14 protein-coding genes are annotated in these 16,380 nt (G+C 60.1%); 10 read left to right on the top strand and 4 right to left on the bottom strand.

All coding sequences use genetic code 11. The features are described 5' to 3' along the window. Positions 1-28: 28 nt before the first annotated feature. Positions 29-1,219: a 2-methylaconitate cis-trans isomerase PrpF gene (gene prpF / locus OH720_RS23810; RefSeq protein ID WP_272603136.1), complete on the top strand. Its 1,191-nt coding sequence runs from the start codon at positions 29-31 to the stop codon at positions 1,217-1,219. Positions 1,220-1,407: 188 nt separating this feature from the next. Further along, complete coding sequence (prpD, locus tag OH720_RS23805) at positions 1,408-2,892, top strand: 2-methylcitrate dehydratase (RefSeq protein ID WP_272603135.1); 1,485 nt, start codon at positions 1,408-1,410, stop codon at positions 2,890-2,892. Between the two features lie 118 nt (positions 2,893-3,010). Here the strand turns inward: prpD and ppsR are convergent, their stop codons facing one another. Beyond that, on the bottom strand, positions 3,011-3,829 hold the full coding sequence (ppsR, locus tag OH720_RS23800; RefSeq protein ID WP_008061720.1) for a posphoenolpyruvate synthetase regulatory kinase/phosphorylase PpsR: 819 nt from the start codon (positions 3,827-3,829) through the stop codon (positions 3,011-3,013). A gap of 174 nt (positions 3,830-4,003) precedes the next feature. Here ppsR and ppsA point away from each other — a divergent pair, with 174 nt between their 5' ends. The 8 genes from ppsA (at position 4,004) to OH720_RS23760 (ending at position 12,187) form a co-directional block, all read left to right on the top strand. Further along, the gene (gene ppsA, locus OH720_RS23795) at positions 4,004-6,379 is read left to right on the top strand and encodes a phosphoenolpyruvate synthase (RefSeq protein ID WP_272603134.1); all 2,376 of its coding nucleotides are present in this window, start codon (positions 4,004-4,006) and stop codon (positions 6,377-6,379) included. 200 nt (positions 6,380-6,579) lie between these two features. Beyond that, positions 6,580-7,569 (top strand): alpha/beta fold hydrolase, encoded by a 990-nt coding sequence (locus tag OH720_RS23790; protein ID WP_272603133.1) that lies wholly within the window; start codon positions 6,580-6,582, stop codon positions 7,567-7,569. Positions 7,570-7,706: 137 nt separating this feature from the next. Beyond that, on the top strand, positions 7,707-8,198 hold the full coding sequence (gene rraA / locus OH720_RS23785; RefSeq protein ID WP_008061717.1) for a ribonuclease E activity regulator RraA: 492 nt from the start codon (positions 7,707-7,709) through the stop codon (positions 8,196-8,198). Between the two features lie 34 nt (positions 8,199-8,232). Next, positions 8,233-9,228: a zinc transporter ZntB gene (locus OH720_RS23780; protein WP_008061710.1), complete on the top strand. Its 996-nt coding sequence runs from the start codon at positions 8,233-8,235 to the stop codon at positions 9,226-9,228. Positions 9,229-9,291: 63 nt separating this feature from the next. Then, a complete protein-coding gene (locus OH720_RS23775; RefSeq protein ID WP_020801096.1) occupies positions 9,292-9,540 on the top strand; it encodes a hypothetical protein in 249 nt (82 codons plus the stop codon). Between the two features lie 2 nt (positions 9,541-9,542). Further along, positions 9,543-10,367: a mechanosensitive ion channel family protein gene (locus OH720_RS23770; RefSeq protein WP_008048604.1), complete on the top strand. Its 825-nt coding sequence runs from the start codon at positions 9,543-9,545 to the stop codon at positions 10,365-10,367. Positions 10,368-10,457: 90 nt separating this feature from the next. Continuing rightward, positions 10,458-11,048 (top strand): RNA polymerase sigma factor SigX, encoded by a 591-nt coding sequence (sigX, locus tag OH720_RS23765; RefSeq protein WP_075949123.1) that lies wholly within the window; start codon positions 10,458-10,460, stop codon positions 11,046-11,048. A gap of 107 nt (positions 11,049-11,155) precedes the next feature. Beyond that, complete coding sequence (locus OH720_RS23760; protein ID WP_180202545.1) at positions 11,156-12,187, top strand: OmpA family protein; 1,032 nt, start codon at positions 11,156-11,158, stop codon at positions 12,185-12,187. 368 nt (positions 12,188-12,555) lie between these two features. On the opposite strand, the gene cobA is transcribed toward OH720_RS23760, so the two are convergent. From cobA to OH720_RS23745, 3 genes are read right to left on the bottom strand one after another with little or no spacing between them, the layout of a single operon-like run. Continuing rightward, entirely contained in the window at positions 12,556-13,314 is a 759-nt protein-coding gene (gene cobA / locus OH720_RS23755; protein ID WP_272603132.1) for a uroporphyrinogen-III C-methyltransferase, read from the bottom strand. Between the two features lie 51 nt (positions 13,315-13,365). Further along, entirely contained in the window at positions 13,366-15,036 is a 1,671-nt protein-coding gene (locus OH720_RS23750) for a bifunctional protein-serine/threonine kinase/phosphatase (protein ID WP_272603131.1), read from the bottom strand. 7 nt (positions 15,037-15,043) lie between these two features. Further along, the gene (locus OH720_RS23745) at positions 15,044-16,255 is read right to left on the bottom strand and encodes a nitrate/nitrite transporter (protein ID WP_180202543.1); all 1,212 of its coding nucleotides are present in this window, start codon (positions 16,253-16,255) and stop codon (positions 15,044-15,046) included. Between the last annotated feature and the right edge of the window lie 125 nt (positions 16,256-16,380).

Raw genomic sequence — 16,380 nt, 5'->3', positions numbered from 1 at the left:
GTCCCGTGTCCGTTTTGAAGGAGCATTCATGTCTCACGCACCGCAAATCAAGATTCCCGCTACCTACATGCGCGGCGGCACCAGCAAAGGCGTGTTCTTCAGCCTGAAAGACCTGCCAGAAGTAGCGCAGGTACCAGGCCCGGCCCGCGACGCCCTGTTGCTGCGCGTGATCGGCAGCCCCGACCCCTACGACAAGCAAATCGACGGCATGGGCGGCGCGACGTCCAGCACCAGCAAAACCGTGATCCTGTCGAAAAGCATCAAGGCCGATCACGACGTCGATTACCTGTTCGGCCAGGTGTCGATCGACAAGCCATTCGTCGACTGGAGCGGCAACTGCGGCAACCTGACCGCGGCAGTCGGCTCGTTCGCCATCAGCAACGGCCTGGTGGACGCCAGCCGCATCCCGCACAACGGCATCGCCGTGGTGCGCGTATGGCAGGCCAACATCGGCAAGACCATCATCGCCCACGTGCCGATCACCAACGGCGAAGTGCAGGAAACCGGTGATTTCGAACTCGACGGCGTGACCTTCCCGGCGGCGGAAGTGCAGGTCGAATTCCTCGATCCGGCAGCGGAAGAGGAGGGCGGTGGCGGTTCGATGTTCCCTACCGGCAACCTCGTGGATGACCTGGAAGTGCCCGGCGTCGGGACCTTCAAGGCAACCATGATCAACGCCGGCATCCCGACCATCTTCGTCAATGCCGAAGACATCGGCTACAAGGGCACCGAGCTGCAAGGCGCGATCAACGGCGATCCGAAAGCACTGCAGATGTTCGAAACCATCCGTGCCTACGGCGCTCTGCACATGGGCCTGATTTCCAACATCGACGAAGCGGCCAAGCGACAGCACACGCCGAAGGTGGCGTTCGTCGCCAAGCCTTCGGACTACGTGTCGTCCAGCGGCAAAGCGGTGGCGGCGGGCGATGTCGACCTGCTGGTGCGCGCGCTGTCCATGGGCAAGCTGCACCACGCGATGATGGGCACGGCGGCAGTCGCCATCGGCACTGCTGCGGCGATTTCCGGGACTCTGGTGAACCTCGCGGCGGGCGGTGTTGAACGCAACGCGGTGCGCTTCGGTCACCCGTCCGGCACCTTGCGCGTTGGCGCTGAAGCCAGCCAGGTGAACGGTGAATGGACCGTGAACAAGGCCATCATGAGCCGCAGTGCACGGGTGTTGATGGAAGGTTTCGTCCGCGTGCCGGGCGATTCGTTCTAAGCGACACCGCCCCTGTAGGAGCCAGCGGTGCGGCGATCCGACTTGCCGGCGATGGCGTCATTGAAATCGCTATCGCCGGCAAGCCTGGCTCCTACAGGGGATCGCATTACAAAATAAGAACGTAGTCACCCGCCGAGATTGCCCTGTACCGAGGTCCCATCAACGAACCACCGCAGAGTGAATCGAACATGAGCGCCAACGTCGACCTCAACAACCGCCCCGACTACGACCAGGTCCTGCAGGACATTGCCGACTACGTCCTCAATTACAGGATCGAATCCGAAGAGGCGCTAAATACCGCGCGCAACTGCCTGATCGATACCTTGGGCTGCGGCCTGCTGGCCCTGCGTTTTCCCGAATGCACCAAGCACCTCGGGCCTGTGGTTGAAGGCACCGTCGTGCCATTCGGCGCCCGGGTCCCCGGCACCAGTTATCGACTCGATCCGGTCAAGGCCGCGTGGGACATCGGTTGCATCGTGCGCTGGCTCGACTACAACGACACCTGGCTCGCCGCCGAGTGGGGCCATCCGTCGGATAACCTTGGCGGCATTCTGGCGGTGGCTGACCACCTGTCGCAAAAGCGCCTGGCCAATGGCGAGGCGCCGCTGACGGTTCGTACGGTGCTCGAAGCGATGATCATGGCCCACGAAATCCAGGGCGTGATCGCGCTGGAAAACTCGTTCAACCGCGTCGGCCTCGATCACGTCATCCTGGTGAAAGTCGCCTCGACCGCGGTCACCGCCAAGCTCATGGGCGCCAATCGTGAGCAGATGCTCTCGGCGTTGTCCCACGCTTTTGCCGATGGCCAGGCATTGCGCACCTACCGCCATGCGCCGAATGCCGGGTCGCGAAAGTCCTGGGCGGCGGGCGACGCCTCCAGTCGTGGTGTGCGCCTGGCGGACATCGCCATGCGCGGCGAGATGGGCATTCCCGGGGTGTTGAGTGCCAAGCAATGGGGCTTTTACGACGTGCTGTTCAGCCACACCAACAACGACCTGGCGCTCAAGCCGCAAGACAGGCGCCAGTTCAGCTTCTCGCGGCCATACGGCAGTTATGTGATGGAAAACGTGCTGTTCAAGATCAGTTTTCCCGCCGAATTCCACGCGCAAACCGCCTGTGAAGCGGCGGTGGCCCTGCACCCGCAAGTGCGCAACCGCCTGCACGAGATCGATCGGATCGTCATCACCACTCATCAATCGGCGATCCGCATCATTTCCAAGGTCGGCCCGCTGGCCAATGCCGCCGACCGCGATCACTGCATCCAGTACATGACGGCGGTGCCACTGGCCTTCGGTAATCTGGTGGCCGAGTACTACGAAGATGATTTTCACAAGGCGCATCCGATCATCGATGTGCTGCGCGACAAGATGGTCATCGTCGAAAACCCGGATTACACCCGTGAATACCTGGAAGCCGACAAGCGCTCGATCGCCAATGCCATCCAGGTGTTTTTCAAGGACGGCACCAGCACCGGGAACGCGATTGTGGAGTACCCGATTGGTCACCGTCGGCGCCGTGCCGAGGGTATCCCATTGTTGGAGGACAAGTTCAGGGCGAACCTGCTGACACGATTTACCGGGCAGCGTAGCGAGGAGATTTTTGCGTTGTGCAAGGACCAGGCAGCGCTTGAAGCGACGCCTGTTAATCGGTTTGTGGATTTGTTTGTTATCTAGGAGACCGCGTTATCGTTCAATCGCCAGCAGGCTGGCTCCCACAGGGGATATGCGGTGAACACAAATCAACTGTGGGAGCCAGCCTGCTGGCGATGAGGCCGGAACAGGCGATAGAGATTTATTTGAAGCGCCGCTCCACACCTTTCTCCACCAGGATTTTCGCGGAAATCTCTTCCACCGAAAAATGCGTGGAGTTGATATTCGGAATGTTCTCGCGGCGAAACAGGTTTTCCACCTCGCGCACTTCGAATTCGCACTGGGCGTAGCTCGAATAGCGGCTGTTGGGCTTACGCTCGTTGCGAATCGCGGTGAGGCGGTCCGGGTCGATGGTCAGGCCGAACAGCTTGTGCTGGTGGGCGCGCAGGGCGCTGGGCAGTTGCAGGCGCTCCATGTCGTCTTCGGTCAGCGGGTAGTTGGCCGCGCGGATGCCGAATTGCATGGCCATGTACAGGCAGGTCGGGGTCTTGCCGCAGCGCGATACGCCCACCAGGATCAGGTCGGCCTTGTCGTAATAATGCGTGCGGGCACCGTCGTCGTTGTCGAGGGCGAAGTTCACCGCCTCGATACGCTCCATGTAATTGGTGTTGGCACCGATGGAGTGGGATTTGCCCACGGTATAGGAGGAATGCTCGGTCAGTTCCTGTTCAAGTGGCGCCAGGAAGGTCGAGAAAATGTCGATCATGAAACCATTGGAAGTCGCGAGGATCTCACGAATGTCCTGATTGACGATGGTATCGAAGATAATCGGACGGAAGCCGTCGGTTTCGGCGGCTTTGTTGATTTGTTGTACCATGGCCCGCGCTTTATCCACGCTGTCGATGTACGGCCGCGTGAATTTGCTGAAGGTAATGTTTTCGAACTGCGCCAAAAGGCTTTGGCCGAGGGTTTCGGCGGTAATGCCGGTGCCATCGGAGATAAAGAAAGCAGATCGTTTCATTTGCACCTTGGGCCTTAAGCTAGTGACGATTCTTGGATATGATAGGCGCGATTTGCCGGCCGCCAATGGCCCGCATTCTCACTTATTTTCCAGGTCCAGGCCATACAGCTGGCAAACGCTCCCCCGAGCAGCCGGCTTCTGAGCTTTTCCAACACAGTTAGTGGAGAGATCACCTTGGTAGAGTACGTAGTTTCCCTCGATAAGCTCGGCAAACACGATGTTGAGCATGTGGGGGGCAAGAACGCATCCCTGGGCGAGATGATCAGCAATCTTGCGGGTGCCGGTGTATCGGTACCCGGTGGCTTCGCCACGACCGCTCAGGCATATCGTGATTTCCTGGAACTGAGCGGCCTGAACCAGCAGATTCATGACGCCCTGGATGCCCTGGACGTCGACGACGTGAATGCCCTGGCCAAGACCGGCGCCCAGATCCGCCAATGGATCATGGAAGCCGAGTTCCCGGAAAAACTGAACACCGAGATCCGCACCGCGTTCGCCGCGCTGTCCGCCGGTAACCCCGACGTGGCCGTGGCCGTGCGTTCTTCCGCTACCGCCGAAGACTTGCCCGATGCGTCCTTCGCCGGTCAGCAGGAAACCTTCCTGAACATCCGTGGTGTCGAAAACGTCATTCGCGCCGCCAAGGAAGTGTTTGCCTCCCTTTTCAACGATCGCGCGATTTCCTATCGCGTGCACCAGGGCTTCGACCACAAGTTGGTAGCCCTGTCGGCCGGCGTACAGCGCATGGTCCGCTCCGAAACCGGCACCGCTGGCGTTATGTTCACCCTCGATACCGAATCGGGCTTCCGTGACGTGGTGTTCATCACCGGCGCCTACGGCCTGGGTGAAACCGTCGTACAAGGCGCGGTGAACCCGGATGAATTCTACGTCCACAAAGGCACGCTGGCCGCCGGTCGCCCGGCGATCCTGCGCCGCAACCTGGGCAGCAAGGCCATCAAGATGATCTACGGCGACGAGGCCAAGGCCGGTCGTTCGGTCAAGACCGTCGACGTCGACAAGGCCGAACGTGCGCGTTTCTGCCTGACCGACGCCGAAGTCAGCGAGCTGGCCAAGCAGGCGATGATCATCGAGAAGCACTACCAGTGCCCGATGGACATCGAGTGGGCCAAGGACGGTGACGACGGCAAGCTGTACATCGTGCAGGCCCGTCCGGAAACCGTGAAGAGCCGCACCCAGGCCAACGTCATGGAACGGTACCTGTTGAAGGAAACCGGCACCGTGCTGGTCGAAGGTCGTGCCATCGGCCAGCGCATCGGCGCCGGCAAGGTGCGCATCATCAAGGACGTGTCCGAGATGGACAAGGTCCAGCCAGGCGACGTACTGGTCTCCGACATGACCGACCCGGACTGGGAACCGGTCATGAAGCGCGCCAGCGCCATCGTCACCAACCGTGGCGGCCGTACCTGCCACGCGGCGATCATCGCCCGTGAGCTGGGCATCCCGGCCGTGGTCGGTTGCGGCAATGCCACCCAGCTGTTGAAAGACGGCCAGGGCGTGACCGTTTCCTGCGCTGAAGGCGACACCGGTTTCATCTTCGAAGGCGAACTGGGCTTCGACATCAAGAAGAACTCCGTAGACGCCATGCCGGAGCTGCCGTTCAAGATCATGATGAACGTCGGCAACCCGGACCGCGCCTTCGACTTCGCACAGCTGCCGAACGCCGGTGTGGGCCTGGCCCGCCTGGAGTTCATCATCAACCGCATGATCGGCGTGCACCCTAAAGCGCTGCTGAATTACGACGGCCTGCCGCAGGACATCAAGGAAAGCGTCGACAAGCGCATTGCCGGCTACAACGACCCGGTCGGCTTCTACGTCGAGAAACTGGTCGAAGGCATCAGCACCCTGGCGGCTGCGTTCTATCCGAAAAAGGTCATCGTGCGTCTGTCGGACTTCAAGTCCAACGAATACGCCAACCTGATCGGCGGCAAGCTCTACGAGCCGGAAGAAGAGAACCCGATGCTGGGCTTCCGTGGCGCCTCGCGTTACATCAGCGAGTCGTTCCGCGACTGCTTCGAGCTCGAGTGCCGTGCTCTCAAGCGCGTGCGCAACGAGATGGGCCTGACCAACGTTGAAATCATGGTGCCGTTCGTCCGTACCCTGGGCGAAGCGAGCCAGGTGGTGGACCTGCTGGCCGAAAACGGCTTGGCCCGTGGCGACAACGGCCTGCGCGTCATCATGATGTGCGAACTGCCGTCCAACGCGATCCTGGCGGAAGAATTCCTCGAATTCTTCGACGGTTTCTCCATCGGTTCCAACGACCTGACCCAGCTCACCCTGGGCCTGGACCGTGACTCCGGGATCATCGCGCACCTGTTCGACGAGCGAAATCCTGCGGTCAAGAAGCTGCTGGCCAACGCCATTGCCGCCTGTAACAAGGCTGGCAAGTACATCGGCATTTGCGGTCAGGGCCCTTCGGACCACCCGGACCTGGCCAAGTGGCTGATGGAGCAGGGCATCGAAAGCGTTTCGTTGAACCCCGATTCCGTACTGGAAACCTGGTTCTTCCTGGCGGAAGGTCAAGCTTCGGCTTGATGGTGTGAACGGGCCGCTCCTCCCTGTAGGAGCGAGCCTGCTCGCGATGGACGTCAACGATAACGCGTTTGTCCTGGATGAACGTGGTGTCTAGAAGTTTTTCGCGAGCATGCTCGCTCCTACAGGGATGGAGCGGCTGTTCTTGGAGATTCAAGCAGGGCGGGCTCCTTCGGATGCCGCCCTTTTTTGTGCAAGAGATTATGCAAAGCAGCAGCAACCTGTTTCCTGTCGCCCTGATCAGCGCCGAGCGGCGCGGTGATCTGAGCGAAGATGTCTACCGGTTGAAGCCCGGTAACAGCCCCGACGGCACCGTAGAATTGGCGGTGACGCGCCTTGGCATGGCCGATGAGTCGGCCTCCCGTGGCGTGCCGGTGATCCTGTTGCACGGCAGTTTTTCCAATCGGCGTTTCTGGTTCTCCCCCAAGGGGCTGGGCCTGGGGGCCTATCTGACGCGCCTGGGGTTCGATGTCTGGATCGCGGAAATGCGCGGTCACGGCTTGTCCCGGCGCAACCAGAACTATCGCAAGAATCGTGTTGCCGACTACGCGCGTTACGATCTGCCAGCCATTGGCGCGTTCGTGCGCGAGCAAAGCGGCCAAGTCCCGCACTGGATCGGCCATTCGCTGGGCGGCATCACCCTGGCGGCGGCGTTGGGCGGCCAATACATTGGCGAGCCCGTGGTCGCGTCCGCGGCGTTTTTTGGCACGCAAGTCAGCCGCACCTACTGGCCGCTGAAGATTCCACCGGTGGAGTGGAGCGGTCGTTTCATCCTCAAGCGCTTTGCCCAGCTGTCCGGTTCACGGCTCAAGCGTGGCCCGGAGGACGAGCCGATTGGCTTGGCCCTGGAAAGCATGCGCTGGTACGGTCTGTTCGGACGCTTTGGCGATGCCGACAAGGACTGGTGGGCGGGCCTTGCCGAGGTCGGGATGCCGGCGCTGGCGGTGAGCGCCGCGGGCGATCATCAGGACCCGGCCTGGGCTTGTCGCAAGTTGTTCGACCAGCTGGGTTCCGAGCACAAGCAATTCATCAACCTGGGGCGCGAGCAGGGTTTTACCGATAATTTCGGTCATGTGGAAATGTTGGTCAGCAAAGCCGCCCAGGCTGAAGTCTGGCCGTTGGTCGCTCGCTGGCTGGTGGATCAGCAAACGCCGTTGCTCGGTGATCAAGCGGATTTGGCCGCGGCGATCTAAGCTGGACGCTCTATCAAGGGCATTTCGCTCTGGTCGGGTTGCGGCTAAGATATGACGCATTGAGCTGTTCTGGTCATTTTCCGTGACTGAATCAGTAGTGATGTTCGTGCTTTCTTCCTCTTTACAGGAGTTTCTCGATGAACCATTACCTCACCCCTGACCTGTGCGACGCCTACCCGGAACTGGTGCAGGTGCTGGAACCGATGTTCAGCAATTTCGGTGGCCGGGACTCCTTCGGCGGCGAGATCGTGACCATCAAGTGCTTCGAAGACAACTCGCTGGTCAAGGAGCAAGCCGAGCTCAAGGGTAATGGCAAGGTATTGGTAGTCGATGGTGGTGGCTCCCTGCGCCGGGCGTTGCTGGGCGATATGATCGCCGAGAAAGCCGCAAAAAACGGCTGGGAAGGGCTGGTGATCTACGGTTGCATCCGTGACGTCGACGTCATCGCGCAAACCGACCTGGGGGTTCAGGCATTGGCCAGCCACCCGATGAAAACCGACAAGCGCGGAATCGGCGACCTGAATGTTGCGGTGACCTTCGCCGGCGTGACCTTTCATCCCGGCCATTACATTTATGCGGACAACAACGGCGTGATCGTCTCGCCGAGCCCACTGAAGATGCCTGAGTAAGATTCAGCCGATTTTTTTGAAGAATGGAATGCGGATGTTCGAGGAAGAAAACGCGCAATGGGGGCTGGTACATGCCCTGGTGCTGGACGGTAAAGGCGGTGCGCGTTCGATAGCCCGGACAGAACTCGACGAATTGCAGCTGCAGGCCCACGAAAGCCTGTGGCTGCACTGGGATCGCAGTCACCCGCAAACCCAGACCTGGCTGCGCAAGTCCAGCGGACTGAGTGAGTTCAGCTGCGACCTCTTGCTGGAAGAAAACACCCGTCCGCGTCTTCTACAGCTTTCCGACAGCGAGCTGCTGCTATTTTTGCGCGGGGTAAACCTCAATCCGGGTGCCGAGCCTGAGGATATGGTGTCGGTGCGCATCTTCGGCTCTGCCCAGCGGGTGATTTCCCTGCGTTTGCGTCCGTTGCGCGCCACCGAGGAACTGCTGGTGCAGCTGGAGGCCGGGAAGGGGCCGAAAACCGCCTCCGAACTCATTCTCTACATGGCCCAGTACCTCACCAACAAGGTACAGGACCTGGTCAGTTGCCTCTCGGAAGTGGTCGATGAGGAAGAAGAAAGACTGGATTCAGACGAACGGTATACTCCTGAGCACGGTGCTGTTTTGCAGATCCGTCGCCGGGCTGCTGCGTTGAAGCGCTTTCTCGCTCCGCAGCGGGACATTTTTGGTCAACTGACACGAATCAAATTGCCCTGGTTCGTCGAGGACGACGGGGATTACTGGAACGAATTGAACAACAGCCTGACCCGCTATCTCGAAGAGCTGGAATTAACCCGAGAGCGCGTGGGGCTGGTCCTGGAGACCGAAGACCGACGATTGAGCGTGCGCATGAACCGCACCATGTATCGCTTCGGCATCATCACCGGGATTTTTTTGCCGATGAGTTTTTTGACCGGTCTTTTGGGGATCAACGTCGGGGGCATTCCATTTTCAGAAAGCCCCTATGGCTTCCTCGTCGCCTGCCTGCTGATGATCTCGGTGGCGCTCGGGCAGTGGTGGTTATTCCGACGTTTGCGCTGGGTTTGAATGTGCGCCATGTGACCCGGGTAAATTTGACCGCGTCTTTCACAGACATCACGAGAGGTGCGTATGCACGATCCGTTTGAACAGTCTTTGCGCGACATGCTCAAGGCATCACCGTCCACCCGGGACGACGATGCGTGCCTGGGACGTGTCCTGAAAACCGCCAATCGCCAGGTTGGCGCCGGTGATTTGTTCAGCCTGCTGGGCCGCTGGTTGCCCGCCCTGATGATCGCCCTCAATAACGGCTCGGCCCATGTCGCGCCGGTCTCCCGTCTGCGTAAACCTACCGCTCGCACCGCTGATAAGGCTGATTGAATATGGAACTTGATCTCTGGACACAGAGCCTCGTCACTGCAATGACTGCGTTATGGACCAAGGTTGCGAACTTCATTCCGAACCTGTTTGGCGCACTGGTCGTGCTCCTGCTCGGCTTTGTCGTGGCCAAGTTGCTGGACACCCTGCTGTCGAAATTGCTCGCCAAACTGGGTCTGGATCGCCTGATGGGCGGTACCGGCTTGACCAAGTTGTTGTCCCGCGCCGGACTGCAGGTCCCTATCTCGACGCTGATCGGTAAAATCGTCTACTGGTTCGTTCTGCTGATTTTTCTGGTTTCTGCCGCAGAATCCCTTGGACTTGAGCGAGTTTCAGCTACGCTGGATATGCTTGCGTTGTATTTGCCGAAAGTATTCGGCGCGGCGCTGGTGCTGCTGGTGGGTGTCTTGCTGGCACAATTGGCCAATGGGCTGGTGCGCGGTGCGGCAGAAGGCGTAGGCCTGGACTACGCTTCGGGGCTTGGGAGAATTGCCCAGGGCCTGGTGATCATCATCAGTATCTCGGTCGCGATCAGTCAGTTGGAGGTCAAGACTGACCTGCTCAATCACGTGATCGTGATCGTATTGATTACCGTTGGTCTGGCGGTTGCGCTGGCCATGGGGTTGGGAAGCCGGGAAATTGCCGGTCAGATTCTTGCGGGAATCTATGTGCGTGAGTTGTACCAGGTTGGGCAACAAGTGCGAGTTGGAGAGGTCGAAGGGCAGATCGAAGAGATCGGCACGGTTAAAACTACATTGCTGACCGATGAGGGTGAGCTAGTCTCTCTTTCCAATCGGATCCTCCTCGAGCAGCATGTGAGTAGCCGCTAACCCGGCAAACCCTGCTAATGTATGCCGCCGTAAAATGCCGCCTGATGCTGGCTGCGGCGGACATTGACCTGACTGTCGGCACGACTTGTTTTGAATAAAGCCCAATCGCTATCCATGCGCTACGACCCCCGCGAGCTCTCTGATGAGGAGTTGGTCGCGCGCTCGCATACCGAGCTGTTTCACGTAACGCGCGCCTATGAAGAACTGATGCGGCGTTACCAGCGAACATTATTTAACGTGTGTGCACGGTATCTCGGGAACGATCGCGACGCTGATGATGTCTGTCAGGAGGTCATGTTGAAGGTGCTGTACGGCCTGAAGAACTTCGAGGGCAAATCGAAGTTCAAGACATGGCTATATAGCATCACGTACAACGAGTGCATTACGCAGTATCGGAAGGAACGGCGAAAGCGTCGCTTGATGGACGCCTTGAGTCTTGACCCCCTCGAGGAAGCGTCTGAAGAAAAGGCGCCGAAACCCGAGGAGAAGGGTGGACTTGATCGCTGGTTAGTGTATGTGAACCCGATTGACCGCGAAATTCTGGTGCTACGATTTGTCGCAGAGCTGGAGTTTCAGGAGATCGCAGACATCATGCACATGGGCTTGAGCGCCACAAAAATGCGGTACAAACGCGCTCTAGATAAATTGCGTGAGAAATTTGCAGGCATTGCTGAAACTTAGTTCGGCGCAAATATCTCTTACGTGTAGGCAAGTTCTGATAGACTTGCCGCCGAGTTGTCCCCCGGTTTGCGGGACTGCTTCACAATCACCAGATGGGGATTTAACGGATGAAACTGAAAAACACCTTGGGCTTGGCCATTGGTTCTCTTATTGCCGCCACTTCAATCGGCGCTCTGGCACAGGGCCAAGGCGCAGTTGAAATCGAAGGCTTCGCAAAGAAAGAGTACTATGACAGCGACCGTAACTTCAAAAACGACGGCAATCTGTTCGGTGGTTCTGTTGGTTACTTCCTGACCGACGACGTTGAACTGCGTCTGGCTTACGACGAAGTGCACAACGTACGTTCCGACTCTGGCCAGAACATCAAAGGCGCGGACACCGCTCTGGATGCTCTGTACCACTTCAACAACCCGGGCGACATGCTGCGTCCGTACGTCTCGGCCGGTTTCTCCGACCAGAGCATCGACCAGAACGGTTCGAACGGTCGTAACCGTTCCACCTTCGCCAACGTTGGTGGCGGCGCCAAGCTGTACTTCACCGACAACTTCTACGCCCGTGCTGGCGTTGAAGCTCAGTACAACATCGACCAGGGCAACACCGAGTGGGCTCCTAGCGTCGGTATCGGTGTGAACTTCGGTGGCGGCTCCAAGCCAGCTCCTGCTCCAGTTGCAGCACCAGAAGTCTGCTCCGACAGCGACAACGATGGCGTGTGCGACAACGTTGACAAGTGCCCGGACACCCCAGCCAACGTAACCGTTGATGCTGATGGCTGCCCAGCAGTTGCTGAAGTTGTTCGTGTTGAGCTGGACGTGAAGTTCGACTTCGACAAGTCGGTAGTCAAGCCTAACAGCTACGGCGACATCAAGAACCTGGCTGACTTCATGAAGCAGTACCCATCCACCAGCACCACTGTTGAAGGTCACACTGACTCCGTCGGTCCTGACGCTTACAACCAGAAACTGTCCGAGCGTCGTGCAAACGCCGTTAAGCAAGTTCTGACCAACCAGTACGGTGTTGAATCGTCCCGCGTTCAGTCTGTTGGCTACGGCGAATCCCGCCCAGTTGCTGACAACGCCACTGAAGCTGGCCGTGCTGTAAACCGTCGCGTAGAAGCGCAGGTTGAAGCTCAAGCTAAGTAATTAGCCCGCAGCTCTGAGAAAAGCCCGGCTCATGCCGGGCTTTTCTTTGCCTGCGATTTGGGTTCTGTATCTGCTGCACCGCGTCATCGTTCTTCGCCTGTAGGAGCCAGCGATGCGGCGACCCGACTTGCCAGCGAACCAGGCGCCGCGGTGTAACTGTCATACCGCGTCATCGTTCTTCGCGGGCAGCCTCGCTCCTACAGGCGAACCAGGCGCCGCGGTATATCTGCTGCACCGCGTCATCGTTCTTCGCCGGCAAGCGTGGCTCCTACAGGCGAAGCAGACGCCGCGGTGCATCTGTAATACCGCGTCATCGTTCTTCGCCGGCAAGCCTGGCTCCTACAGGTGACCCTGGCGCCACGGTGTGCCTAGGCCGCAGTTTCAGCAGAATTCTGCAAAAGCTCCGATCGTTTGATCTGTTCACCAGCCGCAACCGCACCGATCACCAATATGGCCGGGCTTTTCAGCTCAAAGGCGTAGGCATCTTCCTCCATGGCTGTCAGATCGCTCCTGCATTCGCGCTGATGGGGCAGTGAAGCGTTTTCGATCATCGCCACCGGCGTATCTTCTGCCATCCCTCCGGCCAACAGCTGCTCGCGGATTTCGCTGAGCTTGGCCACACCCATGTAGATCACCAGGGTCGTACCACCCTGGGCCAGTGCCTGCCAGTTCAGGCTGCTGCCGTCCTGGGTATGGGCGGTAACCAGTGTCACGCCGCGCGCCACACCGCGCAGGGTCAACGGAATATCGCATTGGGTGGCGCCGGCGAGCCCGGCCGTGATGCCATTGACCAGCTCGGCTTCGACCCCACGCTCGCGCAACCACTGGGCCTCTTCGCCACCGCGCCCGAAAATGCACGGGTCGCCCCCTTTGAGCCGCACCACGCATTTGCCCTGCCGGGCGTAACGCAACATCAGGCGATGGATGAACGCTTGCGGCGTGGAGCGGCAACCACCGCGTTTGCCCACCGCAATGACCCGTGCCTCGGGGCAGTGTTCGAGAATCGCGCCATTGACCAGGTCATCGATCAGCACCACGTCCGCTTCCTTCAATGCGCGCACGGCCTTGAGGGTCAGCAATTCAGGGTCACCGGGACCCGCACCTACCAGCCAGACTTTTGCGTTCATAGTGTTGTTCCTCACGAAATGACGATGATCGGTTTTAAAGGCAATGCAGGCTCAGCCATGGAACACCAGGAACAGCAACACCAGGTTCGCCAGCAGCGACAGCAGGGCCAATGTCCGCCATACCTTCAGCGGTTCGCGCTCCAGCAAAGGCCTGGGGCGTACGCTTAAGCTGCTTCGCTCCCCCTGTTCCAACAGCCGCAACCATTCCTCGGCAGTTTCAAAGCGTTGCGCCGGGTCTGCGGCCACCGCGCGTTCCAGGCTTTGTGCAATCCATTCCGGCAGGTCGGGGCGGTAGCGACTGGCGCTGACCGGAACGCCGAATCGAGGGCGTTGGAAGGCTTCGATTTCACCATAGGGAAATTGCCCGGTGAGCAGAAAATACAAAGTCACTCCCACCGCATACAGGTCCTGTTGTGGCGTCGGTGCATCGCCGCGGAAGGCTTCCGGGGCGATATAGCTGGGGGTTCCGGGCAGGGTGCTGGGTTGGTCTTCAGACAGGCCCGGGCAGTAGGCGAGGCCGAAATCCAGCAGGCGCAACTCGCCGTCGTCCCCTGCCAGCAGGTTCTGCGGTTTGATATCGCGATGCAGGATCTGCCGTCGATGGAGCATGCCGACCGCTCGCAGCAGGCGTTCAGCCACGTCCTGCCATTGCGCCAGGGGCATGGGGCCGGTTTGTTCATGCAGTTGCGCCAGTGTCGAGCCCGAATACTCACGCATCACGTAGTACAAATGCTGACGCTGGCTGGCCGCATGCACCTCAGGAAAGTGCCGCCCGGCCACGCGTTTGAGGAACCATTCTTCGGACAGCAACGCTTGCCCGGCCTGATGATCGTCATGCAGGCGAGGGGGCAGGGTTTTCAGCAACCAGGGTTGCTGCTGGCTGTCGCGTACCCGATAGAGCAACGACTGCTGGCTCTGGCCGAGAATCCCTTCAATCTGCCAGCCCTCGAACACCTGGCCCGGTTTCAGTGCCGGTGGCAGCGGCCATTGCTGTAGATGGATCAATGCATCGCCGATGTTCGCTTCACCCAGGGCATCGACCCGCACCAGCAGGGCGCTGGCGTTATCCTGGCTGCCCGCCAGGTGGGCGGCGTTGACCAGGGTTTGCGCGGCGCTGTCCAGGTCCGGTTGGTCACGCAGGATCGCCGCAATGGCGGTGTCGCCCAGGACCGCCCAGACACCGTCGCTGAGCAGCACAAAGCTTTCGTCGGTGCGCAATTCGCCATCGAGAAAGTCCAGCACCAGGTGCTGGTCCAGACCCAGTGCGCGCTTGAGTACATGCTGCATGCCCGGTTGGTCCCAGACGTGATCTTCGCTGACTCGCTGCAACTGCTCGGCGTGCCAGCGATACACCCGGCAATCGCCGACATGGGCCAGGGTAAAGCGCCGGCCGCGCAGGACCAGGGCGCTGACGGTGGTCAGCAGTGGTTGGCCTGCGCCGTTGGCCTGCAGCCAGCGATTTTGCGCCAGCAGCAGGCGATCCAGCGCCTGGGCAACGCCCCAGGTTTCCGGCGTGGCGTAGTAATCCAGTGCCAGGGCCTGCAAGGTCGAGCGAGCTGCCAGGCCGCCGTCGGCACACTGGCTGACGCCATCGGCGATGGCGAACAGGTAGCCTTTGCTGGCTGCCAGCGCCGGGGCCGGCGTGACGAGGCGCAAGGCATCCTGATTCTCATCGCGCGGACCGATGGCGCTGGCTTGCGCGAAACTCAATTGCAGGCTCATGGCGGCGTCAGACCCGTGCAGCCGTCACGGCGGCCGAACCCCAGGTGGTTCTCCAGCGGCGTTTTACGCCATGCAGGCCGAACCAGGCGAGCACGCCCAGGCTGGCGAACAACCACAATGCCATCTGGTAGCTGCCGGTGCTCTGCTTGATCGCACCCATGCCTGCCGCCAGGGCAAAGCCACCGATGCCGCCGGCCATGCCGATCAGGCCGGTCATGACGCCGATTTCGCGACGGAACCGCTGCGGCACCAACTGGAACACCGCACCGTTGCCTGCACCCAAACCGAGCATGGTGCACACGAACAGGGCCAGCGCGGCATAGGAGCTGGGCAGGTTGAAACCGACGGCAGCGATACAGATGGCCGCCACGGTGTACATCGCGAGCAGGGTGCGAATGCCGCCGAAACGATCGGCCAGGGCGCCGCCCAGCGGACGCATCAGGCTACCGCCGAACACGCAGGCTGCCGTGTAGTAGCCGGCGGTCACCGGGCTCAGGCCGTACTGGTCATTGAAGTAACCGGGCAGGGCGCTGGCCAGGCCGATGAAGCCACCGAAGGTCACGCTGTAGAAAAACATGAACCACCAGCTGTCGCGGTCGCCCAGGGCCTTGAAGTAGTCGGCCATGGACTTGGCTTTCGGCCGCTCAGGTGCGTTCTTGGCCAACCAGGCGAAAACGATCAGCGTCAGGATCAGCGGGATCAGCGCGAAGCCGAACACATTGCTCCAGCCAAAGGCAGCCGCCAGAACCGGCGCAATCAGCGCCGCCAGTACGGTGCCGGAGTTTCCGGCCCCGGCGATGCCCATGGCCTTGCCCTGGTGCTGCGGCGGATACCACTGCGATGCCAGGGGCAGGGCGACGGCGAAGGAGGCGCCGGCCATGCCCAGGAACAGCCCCAGCAGCAATGCTTGCTCGTAGGTGTGGATGCCGAGTTTCCAGGCACCGAACAGCGCACAGATGACGATCACCTGGCCGATCAGGCCGGCGGTCTTGGGTGACAGGCGATCAGCCAGCATGCCCATTGCGAAACGAAGTACCGCCCCGGCCAGAATCGGCGTGGCCACCACCAGCCCGCGTTGTTGCGTGGTCAGGTGCAGGTCGCCAGCGATCTGTACGGCCAGCGGGCCGAGCAGGTACCACACCATGAAACTCAGGTCGAAATAGAGGAAGGCTGCGAACAGTGTCGGGGTATGGCCGGATTTCCAGAAGCTTGAATTCATCGCGCACCTCAGCTGATAGGAGTCTCGAACGGGAGCCAAAACAAAAAAAACGCCGCCACCTGATTCGCCATGGGGCAAATGAGGTGAGCGACGTCTTTGTCGTAGGTGGGGCAACCGCCGTTGGT

The sequence above is a fragment of the Pseudomonas sp. WJP1 genome (assembly GCF_028471945.1).
Lineage (GTDB): Bacteria > Pseudomonadota > Gammaproteobacteria > Pseudomonadales > Pseudomonadaceae > Aquipseudomonas.
Note: the sequence above shows the minus strand (reverse complement) of the source record. Positions and strands in the feature narration are given on the sequence as shown.

Bases quoted from the DNA above. Each gene is read 5' to 3' on its own strand.
- prpF (WP_272603136.1), top strand. From the start codon at position 29: ATGTCTCACGCACCGCAAATCAAGATTCCCGCTACCTACATGCGCGGC.
- prpD (WP_272603135.1), top strand. From the start codon at position 1,408: ATGAGCGCCAACGTCGACCTCAACAACCGCCCCGACTACGACCAGGTC.
- ppsR (WP_008061720.1), bottom strand. From the start codon at position 3,829: ATGAAACGATCTGCTTTCTTTATCTCCGATGGCACCGGCATTACCGCC.
- OH720_RS23790 (WP_272603133.1), top strand. From the start codon at position 6,580: ATGCAAAGCAGCAGCAACCTGTTTCCTGTCGCCCTGATCAGCGCCGAG.
- rraA (WP_008061717.1), top strand. From the start codon at position 7,707: ATGAACCATTACCTCACCCCTGACCTGTGCGACGCCTACCCGGAACTG.
- OH720_RS23780 (WP_008061710.1), top strand. From the start codon at position 8,233: ATGTTCGAGGAAGAAAACGCGCAATGGGGGCTGGTACATGCCCTGGTG.
- OH720_RS23775 (WP_020801096.1), top strand. From the start codon at position 9,292: ATGCACGATCCGTTTGAACAGTCTTTGCGCGACATGCTCAAGGCATCA.
- OH720_RS23770 (WP_008048604.1), top strand. From the start codon at position 9,543: ATGGAACTTGATCTCTGGACACAGAGCCTCGTCACTGCAATGACTGCG.
- OH720_RS23760 (WP_180202545.1), top strand. From the start codon at position 11,156: ATGAAACTGAAAAACACCTTGGGCTTGGCCATTGGTTCTCTTATTGCC.
- cobA (WP_272603132.1), bottom strand. From the start codon at position 13,314: ATGAACGCAAAAGTCTGGCTGGTAGGTGCGGGTCCCGGTGACCCTGAA.
- OH720_RS23750 (WP_272603131.1), bottom strand. From the start codon at position 15,036: ATGAGCCTGCAATTGAGTTTCGCGCAAGCCAGCGCCATCGGTCCGCGC.
- OH720_RS23745 (WP_180202543.1), bottom strand. From the start codon at position 16,255: ATGAATTCAAGCTTCTGGAAATCCGGCCATACCCCGACACTGTTCGCA.